Genomic DNA, 19117 nt, shown 5'->3' with positions numbered 1-19117 from the left:
ACATCCGTTGGGTCAAGTCCATCCACACGTAGCTTTGGGCGCGAAGCAGATATTGCTCTACAGCCCCCGCACCCCGTTCAGGGTCAGGTTGGCGACCAGCTCAGCATAGTCCTCACGCGCCTTGGGGCCGGCGCCGGAGTTCCACATATAGTACCAGTTCAACATGCCAAAGACCGACATGGTGGCGGAACGGAGCTTCTCACCATTGCCTTCAAAGACATCGGGCGCCACCGCCTGCAATGTGTCGCTGAGGAACTGCACCATTTCACGCTGATAGGCGCGCAGCAGCTTTTGCTGCTCTTCCGGCAGGGCGCCCATGGCACCGGACTGCACCTTGTGCTCGTAATCCGCGCCCTGATAGGCGAGCAGCACTTCAGCCACCACCTGACGCAGCGCCTCATCTGGGGCAAGATCCGCAACCTCGACCCCGCAGACGCGGTCGCGCAGATCCGAAAGATAGGTATCAAGGAGGCCGAAAAGCACGGCATCCTTGCTGTCATAATAGTGATAAATATTGGCCTTGGAGATCCCGCATTCGCGCGCCAATTGGGTCATGGACGCGCGATCATAGCCCGCCTCGGCAAAGACCTTGGCGGCAGATTTTAGAATCTGAGCGCGCTTTTCGTCATGATCTTTTGCAATGGTGCGGGCCATAAGGTCAGCTCTCTCCTTGATTAGTCAGCGTCGCGGTTATCGACGACGCGCTTGGCTTTGCCCTGGCTGCGCTCAACTTCGCCAGGCTCGCCTACGATGATCTCAGTGGAAACGCCAACCATATCCTTGATGCGTTTGGTCAGCATCCGCGCAGCGGCTGTTTTACTCAGCTCATCGGTGGCATCTGGGTTGGCCTCGACATAGACCCGCATCGCATCCATACGACCGGCTTTGTAAAGCTCAATCTGATAGTGCGGCGCCAAACCACCGGTGGCCATTAGCTGCTCTTCGATCTGGCTGGGGAAGACATTGACGCCCCGCAGAATGATCATGTCATCCGAGCGACCGGTGATCTTTTCCATCCGCCGCATTGAGCGCGCCGTGCCGGGCAGCAGGCGCGTCAGGTCGCGGGTGCGGTAGCGCACCATCGGCAGGCCTTCTTTGGTGAGGGTGGTAAAGACCAACTCGCCCATTTCGCCATCAGGCAGCACTTCGCCAGTTACGGGATCAATGATCTCGGGCAGGAAGTGATCTTCCCAGATCACTGGACCGTCCTTGGTCTCGACGCATTCGCTGGCCACACCCGGCCCCATGATTTCAGACAGACCATAAATATCAACCGCATGCATATCAAACGCGGCTTCGACCTCGCGACGCATGGCATCAGTCCAGGGCTCAGCCCCAAAAATACCCACCTGAAGCGAGCTTTCGCGCGGGTCCATGCCAACCTTATGATATTGCTCAAGGATATTGAGCATATATGAGGGCGTCACCATAATCCCATCGGGTTGGAAGTCGGTGATCAACCCGACCTGCTTTTCGGTCTGACCGCCAGACATGGGCACCACGGTCGCGCCCAGACGTTCAATCCCGTAATGCGCGCCCAGACCGCCGGTGAACAGCCCATAGCCATAGGCGTTATGCACCATATCGCCCTTGCGCAGCCCGGCCGCCCGCAGAGAGCGCGCCACCAGATCCGCCCAGTTCGAGATATCATTAGCGGTATAGCCCACAACAGTCGGCTTACCTGTCGTACCGGAGGAAGCATGCAGGCGAATGATTTCCTCACGCGGCACCGCAAAAAGACCAAAGGGGTAGTTGTCGCGCAGGTCGTTCTTGTAGGTGAACGGGAACTTGGACAGATCCGACAGCTGCTGCAGGTCGTCCGGGTGCACGCCAGCCGCGTCAAAGCGCTCTTTGTACATTGGCACGTTGTCATAGGCATGACGCAGCGACCACTTCAGGCGCTCGAGCTGAACGGCGCGGATTTCATCAATCGAAGCAATCTCGATCGCATCGAGGTCTGCCTTTTTAGGGGTAAGATCTTTCATGGCTTCCTCCGTCGCCTATTCGTCAAACAACTGGCCCTTGATGGCACGCGAAAGCCCGCGAAAGGCTGCGATCATCTGGCCGGTTTGGTTTTCAACTGTCACGTCATAAATACCGCTGCGCCCGGTCAGAGAGACCTCAGTGGCGCGGGCAATCAATCGCTCGCCCAGCTTGCCAGGGGCGGTAAATGTGATGCTGTTGCTCTGCGCCACCGTTGATTGGTTGCGGCTGTTGCAGGCAAAGGCAAAGGCGCTGTCGGCCAGCATGAAGGTCACGCCGCCATGGCAGATGCCATGGCCGTTGCAGTGATGCGGCGCGATGGTCAGCTCTAGCGTCGCCGAGCCTTCGTCAATGGCGGTGATCTCCATCCCCGCCCATTTCGAGGCATTGTCACTGGCCCACATGGCCTCAGCGGATTTTTCAGCGCGTTCTTTAGGGGTCATGCTCATTTCCCCTGAAACTTTGGCGCACGTTTTTCCAGGAAGGAGGCAACGCCCTCGGCGTAGTCCGCGCTTTCACCGCAGGTCTTCATGGCGTCGGCTTCCTGCTCCAGATGGTCCGTCAGCGTCGCCACGGCGGCATCCTGAATGCAATGTTTACTGAGACCCAGACCCAGGGTGGGCCCATTGCCCAGCTGCGCGGCCATGTCGCGGGCCGTCTCCATCAGATCCGCATCCGGCACCGCTTTCCAGATCAGCCCCCAGTCCTCGGCCTGTTTGGCGAGCAGCGGCTGCGCAGTAAAGGCCAGCCCCTTGGCGCGGGCCTCGCCCAGTAGCCGTGGTAGATGCCAGCTGCCGCCGGTGTCCGGGATCAACCCGACCTTGGAGAAAGACTGAATGAACTTGGCGCTTTCCGCTGCAAAAACCATGTCGCAGGCCAATGCGATATTGGCACCAGCCCCGGCAGCGACACCGTTGACAGCACAGATCACAGGGAACTCAAGCGAGCGGATCAGATTGACCAGCGGCGCATAGAAAGTCCGCACCGTGTTGCCCAGATCCGGCGGTCCATCCATCTTGCTGGGATCGCGGTCGCCCAGGTCCTGCCCGGCACAAAAGCCCCGGCCCGCACCGGTCAGCAGGATCGCCCGCGCACCACCATCCCGCGCCGCCTCAATGGCGGCGCGCAGGGCATAGTGCATTTCATCGTTGAAACTGTTGAGCCGATCCGGCCGGTTCAGGGTGATCTCCACCCAAGCGCCGTGATCCGCGACCAATATTGAATCGGACATCTCTTTCTCCCTCATGCCGCCCCTGGCTATCTCAAACCAGCGGGCTGCAAACCTCCGTTGACAAATTCCTTGCATAAACCGACCGGACGGTCAATATATCATTCAAAGTGAATTTGAGGCCCTAGGGCAGCGAGTCGTCTCACGACCTGCCGCAGGGGATCGGCCACAGGAATGAAAAGGACAGAGCATGAGCCTTCTAGACGTATCGAGTTTCGCCGCGGGTGAATGGATCGCCCCGGGCGCGGGCGCCCGCAATATCGCCAGCGCCGTCACTGGTGCCCCGCTGGCGCAGGCTGGCAATGACGCGCTGGATGTGCAGGCGATGCTCTCCTACGCCCGCGACGTGGGCGGACCCGCCCTACGTGCGCTGACCTTCCATGACCGTGCCCGCATGCTCAAGGCGCTGTCAGCGCATCTGAATGAACACAAACAGGCGCTCTATGATCTGAGCTTTGACACCGGTGCCACCCAGTCCGACCACATGATCGACATCGACGGCGGCATCGGCACCATGTTTGTCTTTGCCTCCAAAGGCCGCCGCGAGATGCCCGATGCCAAGGTCTACCTGGATGGCGAGGTTGAGCAGCTGTCGCGCAACGGCACGTTCCTGGGCCAGCACATCTGCACGCCTTTGCAAGGCGTTGCGGTCCATATCAACGCCTTCAACTTCCCGGTCTGGGGCATGTTGGAAAAGCTCGCCCCCACCCTGCTGGCCGGTGTGCCCGCCATCGTCAAGCCTGCGACAGCCACCTGCTATGTCACCGAACTCGCCGTGCGGCTGATGCTCGACAGTGGCATCCTGCCTGCCGGCGCCCTACAGCTGGTTTCGGGCGGGCTGGGCGACATGCTCGACCATCTGACCATGCAAGATGTGGTCAGCTTTACCGGCTCGGCCCAGACTGCATTAAAGCTGCGGCAGAACCCGGTGATTCTGGAAAAATCCATCCGCTTTGTGGCTGAGCAGGACAGCCTGAACGCGTCGATCCTGGGGCCAGATGCCACACCCGGCACTCCGGAATTTGATCTCTTCATCAAAGAAGTCAGCCGCGAGATGACCACCAAGGCGGGACAGAAATGTACCGCCGTGCGCCGCATCATCACGCCGATATCGCAGACCGAAGCGGTGATCGAAGCACTGTCGGCTCGTCTGGCCAAGACCCAGATCGGTGATCCACGCCTGGAGAGCACCCGTATGGGGGCGCTGGTGTCCAATGGGCAGAAGCGTGACGTGCTGGAAAAGGCGGCGATCTTGGCAACCGAAGCCACCCGCGTCTATGGCGACCCCGAAGACTTTACGGTTGAGGGCGCCGATGCTGAAAAAGGTGCCTTTGTGCCGCCGATGCTGTTCCACTGCGAAAACCCCGACGCTGCCCGGCGCGTGCATGACACCGAAGCCTTTGGTCCGATCTCGACCGTCATGGGCTACCGTGACCTGGACCATGCGGTTGCGCTGGCCAACCGTGGCGAGGGGTCACTGGTGGCGTCCTGCATCACCAATGACGCAGAGGTGGCCCGCGAAGTAGCGCTGGGATCGGGCGCCTATCACGGGCGGATCTATTTCAACAACCGCACCTCGATGAAGGAAAGCACCGGCCATGGCTCCCCCCTGCCGCACATGGTGCATGGTGGCCCCGGTCGTGCCGGTGGTGGCGAAGAACTGGGCGGGGTTCGCGGTGTGAAACACTATATGCAGCGCACCGCCATTCAGGGCAGCCCCGACATTCTGGCTGCCATCGGCGAGCAATGGGTGCCCGGAGGGACGGAGATCGCAGGCCCTGCCCATCCTTTCACCCGCAAATATGGCGCACTGGCCATCGGCGAGACGCTAAACAGCCCCGCGCGGGAGGTCACGCTGGAAGATATCGAACATTTCGCCAAATTCACCGGCGATACCTTCTACGCGCATATGGATGACGCCGCCGCCAAGCGGAACCCTTTCTTCCCCGGTCGCGTCGCACATGGCTACCTCCTGCTCTCCTTTGCTGCCGGCCTGTTTGTCGAACCCAATGAGGGGCCTGTTCTGGCCAACACCGGTCTCGACAACCTGCGCTTCATGAAGCCGGTTTCGGCGGGCGATAGCATCAAGGTACGTCTGAGCGTCAAGAAGAAGACACCCCGAAATGAGGAATACGGTGAGGTCCGCTGGCACGTGACCCTGACCAATCAAGACGACGAAAAAGTCGCGGAATATGAACTGCTGACCATGAACGCGTTCTAAGGCGCCAATATCGCCACCCCCCAACGCTCCGGGCTGGTCTAACAGGCCCGGAGTGCCTATCTTGTTGCTATGACAGCAGCATCTTTTCAGAACTTCGAAGCGAGCATAGCCCAGTTGACCGACCTGCAGAACCTGCGAGTCTGGTCAATTATTGTGTCGCTGTTTGGCGATCTGGCGCAGAAAACAGGCGATCAGATCAGTGGCACCACCCTGACCCAAATCATCACCCCGATGGGGATCAAGCCCGAAGCCATCCGGGTGGCCCTGCACCGGCTGCGCAAAGATGGCTGGATCGAAAGCACCCGGTCTGGACGTGCCTCAGTGCACTATCTGACGGAGTTTGGTCGCAATCAATCTGCCGCCGTGACTCCGAGAATCTACGCCCGTATCCCAGAACCGCCGCAAGACTGGCATCTCTTGATCGCGGATGACGGTGCGGGACAAGCGGCTCTGGAAGAGACCCTGCTGCTCCCGCAGTATACCCAGGTCAACCGCCGCACTGCGCTGGGCTATGGCGCTGCCCCGACTGGGCTGGACGATCTTCTGGTTGCACAGGTCTCTGATCTTTCGCAGCCCAGTTGGTTACAGGCCCGCCTATTCCCGCAGGACTTGATCGACGCCTGCCAATCCCTGCTAGACGCCCTGAAAGAGATCCCGCCCTCCACAGCGGCGCTGACGCCGGTGCAAGTGGCCACTCTGCGCACTCTGGTGGTACACCATTGGCGCCGCATTGCTCTGCGCCACCCCGTTCTGCCCTCTGGTTTCTCCCCCGATGCATGGAGTGGAGAGGCCTGCCGGGCCCATGTCTTTGACCTTTTGGACAGGCTGCCGCGCCCCCAACTTCAAGATCTGGAGCAATAACTAACGGCCTTGTGCCCGCCTTTTCCTTTGGAGTATTTTTGATGTCCGCCCTTAGTAGTCTTGCCCTGATCGCCCTTGCCGCCCCTGCAGCGCTCATGGGGGCCTCGCATCTCAAAACCCGCAAGCTTGCGCGCGAAGCCCGGCAATTGGTGCCGCCTGTTGGCCAGTTCTGCAACACCGTTCAGGGAAAAATCCATTATATCGATATCGGCCCACGTGATGCCCAGCCTTTGGTGCTGATCCACGGCTTAAGCGGACAGCTGCAACATTTCACCTATGCTCTGGCGGAGCTGCTCGCCAAGGACCACAGGGTGATTGCACTGGACCGACCTGGTTGCGGATATTCCACACGTGCCAGTGACGGCCTGGCTCGCCTGCCCGAACAGGCAAAAACCTTGTTAAACGTCCTCGACCAACTGGAGGTCGACCAACCCGTTCTGGTTGGGCATTCTCTCGGTGGTGCGGTCTCGCTCGCCATGGCGCTACAGGCGCCTGAGAAAATTCGCGGCCTTGCCTTGCTGGCCCCGCTGACGCACCCCTCCTCACAGGGGGCAGAAGCCTTTAAGGGCTTGATCGTGCACACCAGCATCATGCGGCATCTGATGGCGCAGACCGTTGCAGTGCCAACTGCGCAACGCACAGCAGAGCCGGTTCTGCAGCAGATTTTTGCACCTGAGACCTGCCCAGATGATTTTCTAATCAAGGCAGGCGGCGCACTGGGGCTACGCCCCGAGAGCTTTGTCGCGGCCTCGGCCGATGCCTCATACCTCTACCCAGCGATCGAGACCCAGGCCGCCCGTTACGCAAAGGAGCTGCGCACACCCGGGGCGATTCTTTTTGGGGGCGAGGATGCCATTCTCGCCCCCCAATCCCAGGGGCACGCGATGGAAGCCTACGGCCTAAACTGTCAAATTGCCGCTGATCATGGCCATATGCTGCCCATTACGGTGCCAGATCTCTGCAATGACTTTATTCGCGCTACAGTGCAGGCCCTGCCTAACAAAGCCTAACGGGCTGAAAAGCAAAGAAACTGCCGGTCGAAGCAAAAAAACATCCGCGAAAGCCGATTTCTCCTGCATTTGCGCCTTGACCCCAGAGGCCCCATTCCGTAAATCGCCCCTCACAGAAGATGGCGCGGTAGCTCAGTTGGTTAGAGCGATCGACTCATAATCGATAGGTCGGGAGTTCAAGTCTCCCCCACGCCACCATTTCTCTCCTGCAGCTCAGCAAAACGGCCCGCCCTCAGCAAGTATGCTATGGCATCTGTCGTGGCGCTAACCTTTTGCCTGTATCAGCAAACAATCTTGGACTGGCCCCCTGCTAATCCGGCACTTATACCTGTGACCATGACTCAGCCCGCCTCCTCAATAATCCTTGCCATAGATGGTGGCGGATCCCGCTGTCGAATTGCCATGGAACGCGCAGGTGAGGTGATCAGGGTTGAAAGCGGTCCAGCCAATGTCTCCAGTAATTTTGACGGAGCAGTGGCACAAATTCACCTGGGGCTGGAACGGCTCAGTGTCGCGGCGGAGCTGCCGCTGGCAGAACTTTACGAAGTGCCCGCCTTTCTGGGACTGGCTGGCGTAGTAAGCTCCGAGATCGCATGCCGTTTGCAACGTGCACTCCCCCTCAGTCGGCCCCATATTGAAGACGACAGACCCGCAGCCCTGCGTGGCGCGCTTGGTACTGCTGAGGGCGCCATTGCACATTGTGGGACGGGTTCCTTTTTGGCCAGCCAAATCAAGGGCACCCGCCATATTGTGGGCGGCTGGGGGCAGCAGCTGGGGGACGAAGGATCAGCGCAGTGGCTAGGCCGTCTGGCCTTGGCCCGCACCTTGGATGTAGTTGATGGTCTGGCCCCGGCCACAGGTTTAAGTGCCTCTCTGCTGGCCCGTTTTTCCGGCTCTGCCGAGATCGTTTCCTTTGCCAGTCAGGCCAGCCCGATGGAGTTTGGTGCCTTTGCCAAAGACGTGACCCGCTATGCCAAAGGGGGCGACGCTCTGGCCATAAAACTGATGCACCAGGGGGCCTGCTATATTGCCGAGACCCTACCACGGATCGGCTGGACACCCGGTCACCGCCTGTGTCTCACAGGAGGGCTGGCGCCAGAGTACCTCGTCTACCTTCCCGAACAGATGCAGGAAGATCTGCGCCCGCCACAAGGCGACCCTTTGAGCGGGGCGCTGGCCCTGGCACGAGAGTTCGCGGCACAAGCGCAGCCAGAGACACGGCCAGGACAGCACAATGAATAAGACAACCACTCTTTATGGTGGCGGGCCAATTTTTGATGGCCATAGTCTGCAACACGGCCTCACCGCCAGGTTTGAGGCAGGCAAGCTGGTCAGTCTGGCGCCCGATAGTCCCCCCGCAGCCAATTTGCGCTATGTAGATCTGGCCGGGGATATCCTCAGCCCCGGATATCTGGATCTTCAGGTCAATGGTGGGGACGGCATCATGCTAAATGCTGAGCCAAACTGCACCGGGCTGTCGCGCATTGCCAAGGCACATAGACAGCTTGGGGCGGTGCAAATTCTTCCCACGCTCATTACCGATACGCCAGAAAAAACCGCGCAGGTCATCAATGCAACGGTGCAGGCGACCAAGGCAGGCATGCCTGGCATTGCCGGGCTGCACCTGGAGGGTCCGCATCTGTCCCACAGCCGCAAAGGCGCCCATGACGCGGCGCTGATCCGGGAAATGACGCAGGTGGATCTGGAGCTGCTGCTTGCCGCCGCCGAGGCCTTGCCGGTGCTAAAGGTCACACTGGCACCCGAAAGCGCCAGTCTGGAACAGGTCAGAACCCTGCGCGACGCGGGAGTGATCTTGTCCCTGGGCCACACGAATGCACCCTTTGAGCAGGCCATGGCCTATGCCGAAGCAGGTGTGACCTGCGTCACCCATCTGTTCAACGCCATGAGCCCGCTTGACCACCGCGCCCCCGGTGTGGTCGGGGCTGCACTCAGCAATCCCGACCTGAGCGTCGGCCTGATTGCCGATGGTTTCCACGTACATCCTGCCGCATTGCGCACAGCCTGGGCCGCCAAGGTGAGAGGTCCCAACTCTCAGGGCAAAATCTATCTGGTGAGTGACGCCATGGCCCCTGCGGGCAGCGATATCTCCTCGTTTGAGCTGGAGGGGCGCCGGATCCTACGCCAGAACGGCCGCCTCACCCTGGGGGATGGTACCCTGGCAGGCGCTGATCTGGACCTCACCACTGCCCTGCGGGTGCTGGTCTCCCAATGTGGCATTTCCCTCGAAGAGGCCCTGACGGCAGCGGTCACAACTCCGCGCCAAGTGATCGGCCATTGGTCGAATGACAGGTCCGCACTCGATCTGGCTGAGGCAGAGTTTATTCGCCTCCAAAGCGATCTGAGCTCCGCAGCGCCCCTTATTGAACCCTCTTATCACGAGCCCTAGCCCAACGCGCTGTTAAGACCCCCAACAGTTTTGTTCGGTGGATTGAAACCACTGCGCCAGATGTTCGATCAAAGCGCGAATCCGCGCGGTCAGATGGCGGCTGGGCGGATAGACCACATAGAGCGGCAGAGGCGCATCTTCACGGTCCGCAAAAAGAAACTGCAACTGTCCTTGCTCAATAAGGGGTTTCACGATGTAATAGGGGCAACGGGCAATGCCCTGCCCCCCCACCGCCATATGGGCAACCGCGCGCGGCGAATTAGCGCGAAAACTGCCACTCACCGGGACTGATGTGACCTGTCCTTCCTCGCGAAACCGCCAGATGTCCGGCTGCGCTGAAGATTGCAGCAACAGGCAGTTATGGGTCGCCAGCGCCTTTGGATGCCCCGGCTCACCAAATCGTTCCAAGTAATCCGGCGCAGCCACCACAACCAGTCGCATATCGCAGAGTTTTCGGGCCACTAGGGTCGAATCCTGCAGCTTTCCAAAGCGAATGGCCAAATCAATGCCCTCTTCAACGATGGGCGCATGATAGTCTGACAACAGCATCTCAATCTGCACCTTTGGATGCTCCTGTTGAAACGGCGTCACAGCCTGAACCAGCTCGCGACTGCCAAAACCGGTGGGCGCGGTTAAGCGAATGGCTCCCGCCAGTTCAGATTGGCGCTCCTGAATGACACCTTCCATTTCTTCGATCTGGTCCAGCACAGGCAGGCAGCGTTCAAGATAGGCCTGGCCGGTATCTGTCAGGGTAACCGAACGTGTCGTACGATGGAAAAGCTGCGCGCCCAGACGTTCCTCCAGCCGGGCTACATATTTGCTGGCCAGTTTAGTGCTGATCCCGATCTGGCGGGCACCCGCAGTAAAGGAATGCTGCGCTGCGACCGCAACAAAAGTCCGCATGCAGTCCAATGTGTCCATGGCTTGGCCCTCCGTTCGGATCTCTTCATGTTAGATTAGGCCATTACCCCCAATTCGTACATACTCACTCCCAAATAGGGCATATTATCACCCAATCGTTCCGAATGTATCTCTACCTCATCAACACAGCAGCTCATAACCAGTTGCGCCCACCCTGACCGCAGTCGCGGCAAAACACTGAGGTACAGACTATGTCTAATACACTACGCATTCACAGCTTTCCCCTTTCCGGTCATGCTCACCGGGTCGAGCTCTTTGCCAGCCTGGCAGGCATCGCCCATGAGGTAATCAACGTTGATCTCGCCAAGGGCGAACAAAAGGGCGAGGCCTTTTTGGCTCTGAACCCTGCCGGTCAGGTGCCCGTCATTGAAGACGGCGATACCGTGATCACCGACGCCAATGCCATTCTGGTCTACCTGGCGCGCAAATATGCCCCGGCCTATCTCCCCAGCGATCCTGTGGCAGAGGCTGAAGTCCAGAAATTCCTGACCTTGGCCGCTGGCGAAATTGCCTTTGGTCCTGCCGCTGCACGGTTGATCAACGTCTTTAATGCCCCATTGGATGCCGCATTCTGCAAAACCGTCGCCGAGCGGGTTCTGGGTAAGTTGGAAGCCCACCTAGAGGGTCGCGACTTCCTGGTTGGTACCACCCCCACCATCGCGGATGTGGCGATCTACTCCTATGTAGCCCATGCACCCGAAGGTGATATCTCCCTGGCTCCCTATGCGAACGTACGCCGCCTGCTCGCCAATATTGAAGGTTTGAAAGGCTTTAAGCCAATGCCGGTCACCCCGGTTGGCCTGTCCGCCGCCGCCTGATTTTTCCCCGCCCACTCACGCCAAGGTTCGGGGCGGCGCGCCCGCCCCGAACGACCATGCCCTTTCCTATTCGCACCATTTCCTTTCAGTAACTCTCCGTGATGAGGTCCGCCATGTCTCCTGCCCTCCCCCTCCTGCCTGACGACAGCCACACCACCTCCCCATTCCATGTCGGCGAGCAGAAACTGCAAAGCGAAAACGGCAGCCGCGAGATGATGGAGCAGTTTGGTCGCAAAGTGATCCGCCCCTATATGCCAGATCAGCACCGTGCGTTTTTTGCCCAACTGCCCTTTGTGGTGGTGGGCGCGGTAGACGCAAAAGGCTGGCCCTGGGCGAGCCTGTTTCCTGGCGCTCCCGGTTTCGCCCAAAGCCCGGACAACCGCCATCTGGACATCGCTTTGAACGCCTCCCCCGCGGATCCGGTCCGCCGCGCCCTGCACCTTGAGGCGCCGATGGGATTGCTGGGGATCGAGATGCACAGTCGCCGCCGCAACAGAATGAATGGGCGCGTCTCACATCTGGAGGAGGACCAGCTTCAGCTGCGGGTGGACCAATCCTTTGGCAATTGCCCCCAGTATATCCAGCATCGCGACATCACCTTTCTGCGCGACGCCACAGATAGCGCTCCGGCGCAGGCCTCCGACCGTTTTACCAAACTGGACCCAGAGGCCCGACGTTGGATTGCGGAGGCGGATGTGTTTTTTGTCGCCAGTGCGGTCAACGCCCAAAACAACCCAGTTGTTGAGGGGGTTGATGTCTCCCACCGGGGCGGGCGCCCTGGGTTCGTCCAGGTAGAGGGCAACAGCCTGATTATCCCTGACTTTCCTGGCAACAATCACTTCAACACCTTTGGAAACTTCCTGCTCAACCCCAAGGCCGGCCTCGTGTTTCCCGATTTTGAAACCGGCACATTGCTGATGCTCACTGGCACAACAGAGCTGCTGTCAAAAGAGGCTCCGGAAATCCGTGGCTTTCATGGTGCCGACCGTGGTTGGCGCTTTACTCTGCACCACGGCCTCTGGCTGCGTGATGCCCTGCCGTTTCGGGCCAAGCTTGGCGCCTTTTCCCCCCATTCACTGATGGCCGACACCTGGGCAGACCGCGCCGCACGCGCCGAACAAGAGCTGAGCCGCAATGCCTGGCGCCAGTTCCGCGTGGCTCGGGTCAAGCAAGAAAGCTCGGTCATTCGTTCCTTTTATCTGGAGCCCGCTGACACTGCGCCGCTGCTGCCTTTTGAAGCCGGACAATTCCTCACCCTACGTGCCAGATCGAAGGATCAATCAACGGCACAGGTTCTGAGCCGAAACTACACTGTGTCCTCTGCCCCAGGCGAGCGCTACTACCGGATCTCTGTCAAACGAGAAGAGCACGGGGATCTGTCACGCCTGCTGCATGATCAGCTCACGCCAGGTGACATTCTGGAGGTAAAAGCACCGCAGGGCTCCTTCTATATCGACCCCGCTGAGCGCCGCCCTGCTGTGTTGATCGCAGGGGGCGTCGGCATCACGCCGATGATCTCGATGGCCCACCACGTGCTCCGTGAGGGCAGGCGCACGCGTCACCTGCGACCGCTGACCATACTGCATGCAAGCCGCGACAGCGCCCAGCGCGCCTTTGCAGATGAATTCCGCGCCCTGCAGCAGGCCACCGAGAGACAGATCCGTTACCTCTCCCTTATTGGCAGCGCCACAGATAGCGAAACACCCGGCGTCGATTACAATGGCACCGGCCATATCACCGATGAGACCCTACGACAGGCGCTGTCGCTGGATGACTATGATTTTTTCCTCTGTGGCCCGCCCCCCTTCATGCAGGCTCAATATAACAATCTGCGCCGCCTGGGCGTGGCGGACGCCCGCATCTTTGCCGAAAGCTTTGGCCCTGCGGCCCTCACCCGGACTCTAGACACGGCAACGCCGTCGCAACCCGCAGATCAGCCGACCGAGGACGAGGCAGAAACAGCCGAGATCAGTTTTACCAGTCTAGAGGCCACGAGCACATGGCGCCCCAAAGATGGCACCCTTCTGGAACATGCCGAAGCCCAAGGCCTGACCCCCAATTTCAGCTGCCGCTCAGGCTCATGCGGCAGTTGCGCCACCCGCATGACCCAGGGTGCTGTGACCTACCGAACCCCTCCCACAGCTGAGGTGCTCCCTGGAGAAGTACTGCTGTGCTGTGCCCGTCCGGCCGAGAGCAGCGCGCCTCTGGAACTCGACCTCTAAACCCATTCACCCCGCTTCTTCAAAAGGATCTAGATCATGGACACCCGCCCCCCACTGCCGCCCTTTACCCGTGACAGCGCCATCCAAAAGGTGCGCTTGGCAGAAGATGGCTGGAACAGCCGCGATGCCGCCAAAGTTGCGCTGGCCTATACCCCAGACACCAAATGGCGCAACCGTGTGACCTTTGTCAGCACCCGCGCCGAGGCGCAGGCCTTTCTCGAGGCGAAATGGGTTCGAGAGTTGGAGTACCGCCTGATCAAGGAGCTCTGGGCCTTTACCGAAAACCGTATTGCCGTGCGCTATGCCTATGAATGGCACGATGACAGCGGCAACTGGTATCGCTCTTATGGCAATGAAAACTGGGAGTTCGCCGAAAATGGCCTGATGCAGAACCGCTTTGCCTGCATCAATGATCTGCCCATCAAAGAAAGCGACCGCAAGTTCCACTGGGCGCTGGGGCGTCGCCCCGATGATCATCCCGGCCTGTCTGAACTGGGACTGTAAATAACCAAAGGCGGCACCTCCACGAGCGGTGCCGCCTGCGTGTCCGGGGCAGGCTTGCCCGTTAAAGCACATTCTCGCTGCGCTGGAATTGATCCACCCATTTGCGCACATCAACCAGATCAAAATAGACGGAAATCAGCGCGGGTAGAACCAGCAAGACCAAGACCATCGAGGCCAAGAGACCAAAGGCAACCGAGACCACAACGGGAACCAGTGTCTGCACCTGAGGGCTGGTTTCAAACAGGATGGGTACCAGTCCGGCAATAGTGGTCGAGGTCGACAGCAGGATGGGGCGAAAGCGCGCCCGCACAGCGTTCAGCGAGGCCGCCACATAGTCGTCGCCCTTCAGGTGGGTCTGGAAAAAGGTCAGGAACAGTATGGCGTTGTTGACAACGATCCCCGCAAGGGAAGCAAAACCGATCAGACTGGGCATCGAAATATCCATCCCCATCCCCCAATGGCCAAGGATGGTTCCCACCAGGGCAAAGGGGATAGACAACATCACCACAAAGGGCAGCGAATAGGACCGGAACTGGAATGCCAGAACCATAAAGACACCCAAGAGCCCCAACATCATAAGTTTCAATAAGGAAGCCTGTGATTCAGCCTGGTCGGCGCTCGCCCCCGAAATGCCAATCTCGACACCAGGAAAACTCTTTTGCAGCGCGGGCCCGAGCTCCTCGGTGATCACGGCAGATAGCTGCGCTGAGGTCACGGTCGCATTGTCGATCTTGCCGCGGATGCGAGCCAAGGCCTTACCGTTCTTGCGGGTGATCGTCGGGTAGCCCTGCGACAGGGTCATCTGAGCCACTGCTGAAAGGGCAACAAGTTTGCCTTCCCCGACCAGGATCGGAAACCGTTCCAGCTCCACCAGGTTGGTCACGGTGTCCCCCAGTTCGACCCGCACCGCCATGTCGGATTGATTGGAACGGAAGCTGTCGGTCTCGGTGCCCTCAAAAGCACTGCGCAGCTGGTCTGACAGGGTCTGCGGTGTAAGCCCAACGAGATAGCCATATTCATTCAGCGTAAGCTGCACTTCCTGTCGGCCGCCATAAAAATCCTGAAAGGCTTCAACCACGTCAGCGCGCGCCAGCAAGTCATTGCGCAGCACCGTCGAGGCAGCCTCCAATTCTTCGAGATCATAGCCAGTGAGTTCCACATCCAGATCAAAGCCGCCGGGGCCAACCTCGGATTGCGAGAAAGACGACTGGACCAGATCCGGCAAAGGACCCGCAGCCAGGCGCCAGGCCTCAAGCACTGCATCTGCCGTGACATTTCGGGCAGAACTGGTGAGCAGGTCCACGGTGATCGTGGCCGTGTTGGATCCATTGTCATAGACCTCGGAATTGACCCCATAGCGGACCAAAACTCGCTCCACCAAAGGAGCGCCTCCCTCGGTATTTGGGGAGAGATCCTCATCCACCTGCCGCAATCCCGCCAGCAACTGCTCGACGGTCTCGACGGTGCGGTCCCGGCTGATCCCAGAGGTCAGGGAGAAGCGGATCGTTAGCGTGTCGCTTTCGGTAGAGGGGAACCCGATCATCTTCACCGATCCCGCGACAATAAGGCTGACCGACAGAATTAACACGGCAAAGACCGAACCCATCGTCAGATAACGCCAGGATACCAGCCAGGTGGCAACAGGCAGTACACATCGCTCCTTTACCCATTCCAGGCCGCGTTCTGCCAGGCGAGGCTTTTGCGCCTTAGATTGTCCCGCTTTGCCCTGACTGAGGTGGTGCGGAAGAATGAAAAATCCCTCAAACAGTGAAATCGCCAGCGTGATGAGCAGCACCATCGGGATAAATCGCAAAATTTGTCCCATATCCCCTGCAAGGAACAGTAAGGGTCCAAACACGCAAGCAGTGGTCAGAAAGGAAGAGGTGACACCGGGCAAGACCTCTAGCGCCCCCCGCGCCGAAGCCTCAGCGGGGCCAACGCGGGTCCGCCATTTGTCGATGTTTTCCGCAATGACGATGGAATCGTCCATGATCAGCCCAACCGCCATTAACAGCGCCACCAGGGTGATCATATTAATGGTAATGCCCAGCAGACTCATGACAAATAGGGTCCCAAGGAAGGATACCGGCAGAGCCGCAGAAATCCACAGTGCCTCGCCCAGGGAAAAGAACAGCCACATTGTGAAGAATACCAGAACCAGCCCGATGGCGATATTCTCGACAATCAGGTTTAGGCGCTCTTCGACCAATTCTGTCATATTATTGGTTACGGTCAGCCGAAACGGATCGGGATAGGCTGCGCGTTCTGCGCTCAGGATCTTGTCCACCGCTTCAAACACCCGAATACTGTCGGTGTTTTTGGATTTAGAAACAGACAGGATCGCCGCTTGATCCCCATCTATATAAGAGGCGACATTTTCGTCGGCATCCATCATCCGAACCTCAGCCAGATCGCGCAGCCTTACAAAACTGCCGGAGGCGTTTTGCAACACGATCAGGTCTTCGAGATCCGCCACCGAACGCCGGGAGTCTGTATAGCGCAGTACCAGGCTGTTTTCCTCCATATCGGCACTGCCCAGGGGCTGGCTAAGGCTTCGCGCCTGGATTGCATCCACAATATCGCGCGGCGACAGGCCAAACCGGTATAGGGCCTCCTGATCAAAGGCCACTTGCAACTCGCGATCGGTAAGGCCCGAAACAGAGATTTCAGCTACGCCAGACACGCCCCGCAGCCGGTCGGCCAGTTGATCGGCATATTCGATCAGCCCCTGTTTTCCTGCGATCCCAGAGACGGCAATTAGGGCAACCAGATCGCTGCGCGCCTGGATTTCCACAGTGGGCGTTTCTGCATTCGCAGGGAAATCATTGATGCTGGACACAGCAGAAAAGACATCGTTGAAGAACAGCGTGATATCACCGCCTTCCTCTAACTCCGCTGTGGCAGTTGCTCTACCGTCAACAGAAAGACAGGTCAGCTCGGTCATGCCAGAGGTGCCTGTGAGCGCCGCTTCCAGCGGTGTGCAGATTTCCTCATCCACATCTCGCGCTGACGCGCCAGGGTAGAGAACCGAAGCGGCCACTGTCTTTGCGGTGAACTCAGGGAAGGTTTCACGCTCAAAATTGCTAAGGACGCCAACCCCCAGAACGCAGAGCAGCGCCATGATCAGATTGGCGGCAACCGGATGGCGCACAAAATAGGAAATCATATCAGTTGCCATCCCCAGAATCCGACAGCAGGCGCGGAGTAAGCACTGGCACTGGTGCCAATTTCACCCCGGCAACCGGAGGTGTCGGCAACCCCAGAACCAAGCTTTCTCCGCCCGCTAGACCAGACTGAATGATAACCTCACTCCCGATGACCTGTCCTGGAACGACCTCCCGGATGGCCAAGCGATCCTCTGCGTTGGCCAGATAGACAAAGGGCTGTCCCGCATCACTGACATGCAGCGCATGACGCGGCACCGCAATACTGTCCGGCCTGGGGGCGCTGGAGAAAACCACTCGAACAAAGCTGCCCGCATGCAAGGGCGGCCTGCGTTGACCAGGGTGTAACACCAGAGGGTCCGCAACCCTGACAACAATCCCCATCGTTCCTGTATCTGCATCCATGGTCCCCCGCAGCCGGACAATCTCTGCCTCCCAGGACTGAAATGGTTCTGGGGTGGAGAGTTCCACAACAGCGCTCACACCAGCCTGCTGCATGGCCTCGGTGAACTGGCTGGTGTCAAAACTGGCATTTTGTGGAAACATACTCTGGACGTCTGCAAAGATGATTGGTCCAAAACTGCTGGGCTGAACCTCTGCCGTCACCTGAGCGGCAGCAGTGCTGTCCAGAGACAGCAGCGTATCACCGGTTCTGACGAATTGTCCGACATCGATATCCATACTTGCCACCCGCCCTCGGAATGGAGCCGCGATGACAGATTTCTCCAACGCACGGTCGGCTTCGGCCAGCTCTGCTTGCCGCACCGCCTGCGTCGCCTTCAGCGCATCGCGTTGCGCCGAGAACAGCGACAGTGTGTTGGTGAGGCTGGTGACAGAAGTCTGCTGCGCCAGATAGGACTTTTCTGCGGTATCAACCGTGGCCTGCGTGCCTGCCCCACGATCCAGCAAGGACCGCACTCGCGCCAGCTCAGCCTCAGCCACCTTGAGGATACGTTGCTCCACCAAGAGCAGCCGCTGCGCATTCTCTTCCTCGCGGTCCAGCTCCGCCAGATCAGCCTCAACGGCTGCAATGTTGGCCAGTGTCTTTTGCCGCGACAGTTCATAGTCGGTTTGGTCCATCTCGACCAAGACGGTTCCCGCCTCTACGATACTTCCAATGTCCAAGCCCGAGACCACGCGCAGCACACGCCCCTCAACCTCGGCAATTGCTGTCCAGCTGTGTTCGGCCTCCACCCGACCAAACCCCTCGGCCTGCGCCACAATTTCTCGGCGCTCCACAGGTTGCACCCGAACGGCCAGCTCAAACTCAGGCGGGGTCGTCTGCACAGGCTCCGACCGGGAGGTCATCCAGAGAAAACCCAGAACACCCAAAGCGAGAGGTGGCAAGACAAGGAGAGGGCGAAGGTTCATTGCAGCTACCTTTTTGTCAGGCTTAGGCGTATTTTGGCCAGGCACACCCCCTCATATAAAGGAGGCTTCTGGTCCTAAACGCAGCCCCTTGCCATTTCCGTTGCAGAGAGTTTGACCTGTTTGTCCGCAGAAGCCCAACAGATAATCCGCGCCGACCATTGGTAGTGTAAATCCAAATCGCCTAGACCTCCCCCAAGACCAGCTGCATTCCGCCCGCGTTCACGTAAAAGAACCTCGAATCGTTAGCACCGTCCTGGTGGGGCACCCGCACAGGCACGTCCCCCTCCCTGTCAGCAGCCTCTCCAACCTCGGCAATGCACAGCTGCGAACAAGTGAATTTGTTGAAAAAGTTTGTCAGGCGCACAAAATTCCCAATTCCGTTGAGAGATGGGTAAAAATTGGTCAAT

General features: G+C 59.0%; 15 protein-coding genes and 1 tRNA gene. 9 read left to right on the top strand and 7 right to left on the bottom strand.

Annotation, left to right across the window (positions count from 1 at the left end; genetic code table 11):
- Nucleotides 1-57: 57 nt before the first annotated feature.
- From MED193_RS16825 to paaG, 4 genes are read right to left on the bottom strand one after another with little or no spacing between them, the layout of a single operon-like run.
- Nucleotides 58-654 (bottom strand): TetR/AcrR family transcriptional regulator, encoded by a 597-nt coding sequence (locus MED193_RS16825; RefSeq protein WP_009810954.1) that lies wholly within the window; start codon nucleotides 652-654, stop codon nucleotides 58-60.
- 20 nt (nucleotides 655-674) lie between these two features.
- Entirely contained in the window at nucleotides 675-1985 is a 1311-nt protein-coding gene (gene paaK, locus MED193_RS16820; protein WP_009810953.1) for a phenylacetate--CoA ligase PaaK, read from the bottom strand.
- A 15-nt stretch (nucleotides 1986-2000) separates the two neighbouring features.
- Entirely contained in the window at nucleotides 2001-2426 is a 426-nt protein-coding gene (gene paaI, locus MED193_RS16815) for a hydroxyphenylacetyl-CoA thioesterase PaaI (protein ID WP_039966307.1), read from the bottom strand.
- A gap of 2 nt (nucleotides 2427-2428) precedes the next feature.
- A complete protein-coding gene (paaG, locus tag MED193_RS16810; RefSeq protein WP_009810951.1) occupies nucleotides 2429-3214 on the bottom strand; it encodes a 2-(1,2-epoxy-1,2-dihydrophenyl)acetyl-CoA isomerase PaaG in 786 nt (261 codons plus the stop codon).
- Nucleotides 3215-3401: 187 nt separating this feature from the next.
- On the opposite strand from paaG, the gene paaZ reads away from it, so the two are divergent.
- The 6 genes from paaZ to nagA all read left to right on the top strand — a co-directional run bounded on the left by paaZ (nucleotide 3402) and on the right by nagA (nucleotide 9710).
- Nucleotides 3402-5432 carry a phenylacetic acid degradation bifunctional protein PaaZ gene (gene paaZ / locus MED193_RS16805; RefSeq protein ID WP_009810950.1) on the top strand — a complete coding sequence of 677 codons (2031 nt, stop codon included), beginning with the start codon at nucleotides 3402-3404 and terminating at the stop codon, nucleotides 5430-5432.
- 69 nt (nucleotides 5433-5501) lie between these two features.
- Entirely contained in the window at nucleotides 5502-6293 is a 792-nt protein-coding gene (locus MED193_RS16800) for a PaaX family transcriptional regulator C-terminal domain-containing protein (RefSeq protein ID WP_009810949.1), read from the top strand.
- Between the two features lie 41 nt (nucleotides 6294-6334).
- Entirely contained in the window at nucleotides 6335-7303 is a 969-nt protein-coding gene (locus tag MED193_RS16795; RefSeq protein WP_009810948.1) for an alpha/beta fold hydrolase, read from the top strand.
- A gap of 121 nt (nucleotides 7304-7424) precedes the next feature.
- A tRNA-Met gene (locus tag MED193_RS16790) sits at nucleotides 7425-7501 on the top strand.
- A 138-nt stretch (nucleotides 7502-7639) separates the two neighbouring features.
- Nucleotides 7640-8545 (top strand): BadF/BadG/BcrA/BcrD ATPase family protein, encoded by a 906-nt coding sequence (locus MED193_RS16785; RefSeq protein ID WP_039966969.1) that lies wholly within the window; start codon nucleotides 7640-7642, stop codon nucleotides 8543-8545.
- Nucleotides 8538-9710, top strand: a complete 1173-nt coding sequence (gene nagA, locus MED193_RS16780) for an N-acetylglucosamine-6-phosphate deacetylase (RefSeq protein ID WP_009810946.1) — start codon at nucleotides 8538-8540, stop codon at nucleotides 9708-9710. Before MED193_RS16785 ends, nagA begins: the two co-directional genes overlap by 8 nt.
- A 12-nt stretch (nucleotides 9711-9722) precedes the next feature.
- Here nagA and MED193_RS16775 read toward each other — a convergent pair whose 3' ends face one another.
- Entirely contained in the window at nucleotides 9723-10631 is a 909-nt protein-coding gene (locus MED193_RS16775) for a LysR family transcriptional regulator (protein WP_009810945.1), read from the bottom strand.
- Between the two features lie 191 nt (nucleotides 10632-10822).
- On the opposite strand from MED193_RS16775, the gene MED193_RS16770 reads away from it, so the two are divergent.
- From MED193_RS16770 to MED193_RS16760, 3 genes are all read left to right on the top strand, one after another.
- Complete coding sequence (locus MED193_RS16770) at nucleotides 10823-11449, top strand: glutathione S-transferase family protein (RefSeq protein ID WP_009810944.1); 627 nt, start codon at nucleotides 10823-10825, stop codon at nucleotides 11447-11449.
- A 113-nt stretch (nucleotides 11450-11562) separates the two neighbouring features.
- Nucleotides 11563-13671, top strand: coding sequence for a pyridoxamine 5'-phosphate oxidase family protein (locus tag MED193_RS16765; RefSeq protein ID WP_009810943.1), 2109 nt, complete (start codon nucleotides 11563-11565; stop codon nucleotides 13669-13671).
- A 36-nt stretch (nucleotides 13672-13707) separates the two neighbouring features.
- Complete coding sequence (locus tag MED193_RS16760; RefSeq protein ID WP_009810942.1) at nucleotides 13708-14175, top strand: nuclear transport factor 2 family protein; 468 nt, start codon at nucleotides 13708-13710, stop codon at nucleotides 14173-14175.
- Nucleotides 14176-14236: 61 nt separating this feature from the next.
- On the opposite strand, the gene MED193_RS16755 is transcribed toward MED193_RS16760, so the two are convergent.
- Both MED193_RS16755 and MED193_RS16750 read right to left on the bottom strand, forming a co-directional pair.
- Nucleotides 14237-17353, bottom strand: coding sequence for an efflux RND transporter permease subunit (locus tag MED193_RS16755; RefSeq protein ID WP_009810941.1), 3117 nt, complete (start codon nucleotides 17351-17353; stop codon nucleotides 14237-14239).
- Complete coding sequence (locus tag MED193_RS16750; RefSeq protein WP_009810940.1) at nucleotides 17343-18710, bottom strand: efflux RND transporter periplasmic adaptor subunit; 1368 nt, start codon at nucleotides 18708-18710, stop codon at nucleotides 17343-17345. The genes MED193_RS16755 and MED193_RS16750 overlap by 11 nt, the downstream gene beginning before the upstream one ends.
- Nucleotides 18711-19117 lie beyond the last annotated feature (407 nt).

The organism is Roseobacter sp. MED193 (genome assembly GCF_000152965.1).
In the GTDB taxonomy this organism is placed as follows: domain Bacteria; phylum Pseudomonadota; class Alphaproteobacteria; order Rhodobacterales; family Rhodobacteraceae; genus Pseudophaeobacter.
Note: the sequence above shows the minus strand (reverse complement) of the source record. Positions and strands in the feature narration are given on the sequence as shown.

Excerpts from the sequence above, each read along its gene's own strand:
- MED193_RS16770 (WP_009810944.1), top strand. The coding sequence starts at position 10,823 with ATGTCTAATACACTACGCATTCACAGCTTTCCCCTTTCCGGTCATGCT.
- paaG (WP_009810951.1), bottom strand. The coding sequence starts at position 3,214 with ATGTCCGATTCAATATTGGTCGCGGATCACGGCGCTTGGGTGGAGATC.
- MED193_RS16775 (WP_009810945.1), bottom strand. The coding sequence starts at position 10,631 with ATGGACACATTGGACTGCATGCGGACTTTTGTTGCGGTCGCAGCGCAG.
- MED193_RS16785 (WP_039966969.1), top strand. The coding sequence starts at position 7,640 with ATGACTCAGCCCGCCTCCTCAATAATCCTTGCCATAGATGGTGGCGGA.
- MED193_RS16795 (WP_009810948.1), top strand. The coding sequence starts at position 6,335 with ATGTCCGCCCTTAGTAGTCTTGCCCTGATCGCCCTTGCCGCCCCTGCA.
- paaK (WP_009810953.1), bottom strand. The coding sequence starts at position 1,985 with ATGAAAGATCTTACCCCTAAAAAGGCAGACCTCGATGCGATCGAGATT.
- MED193_RS16800 (WP_009810949.1), top strand. The coding sequence starts at position 5,502 with ATGACAGCAGCATCTTTTCAGAACTTCGAAGCGAGCATAGCCCAGTTG.
- MED193_RS16765 (WP_009810943.1), top strand. The coding sequence starts at position 11,563 with ATGTCTCCTGCCCTCCCCCTCCTGCCTGACGACAGCCACACCACCTCC.
- paaI (WP_039966307.1), bottom strand. The coding sequence starts at position 2,426 with ATGACCCCTAAAGAACGCGCTGAAAAATCCGCTGAGGCCATGTGGGCC.
- MED193_RS16760 (WP_009810942.1), top strand. The coding sequence starts at position 13,708 with ATGGACACCCGCCCCCCACTGCCGCCCTTTACCCGTGACAGCGCCATC.
- paaZ (WP_009810950.1), top strand. The coding sequence starts at position 3,402 with ATGAGCCTTCTAGACGTATCGAGTTTCGCCGCGGGTGAATGGATCGCC.
- MED193_RS16750 (WP_009810940.1), bottom strand. The coding sequence starts at position 18,710 with ATGAACCTTCGCCCTCTCCTTGTCTTGCCACCTCTCGCTTTGGGTGTT.
- MED193_RS16755 (WP_009810941.1), bottom strand. The coding sequence starts at position 17,353 with ATGGCAACTGATATGATTTCCTATTTTGTGCGCCATCCGGTTGCCGCC.
- nagA (WP_009810946.1), top strand. The coding sequence starts at position 8,538 with ATGAATAAGACAACCACTCTTTATGGTGGCGGGCCAATTTTTGATGGC.
- MED193_RS16825 (WP_009810954.1), bottom strand. The coding sequence starts at position 654 with ATGGCCCGCACCATTGCAAAAGATCATGACGAAAAGCGCGCTCAGATT.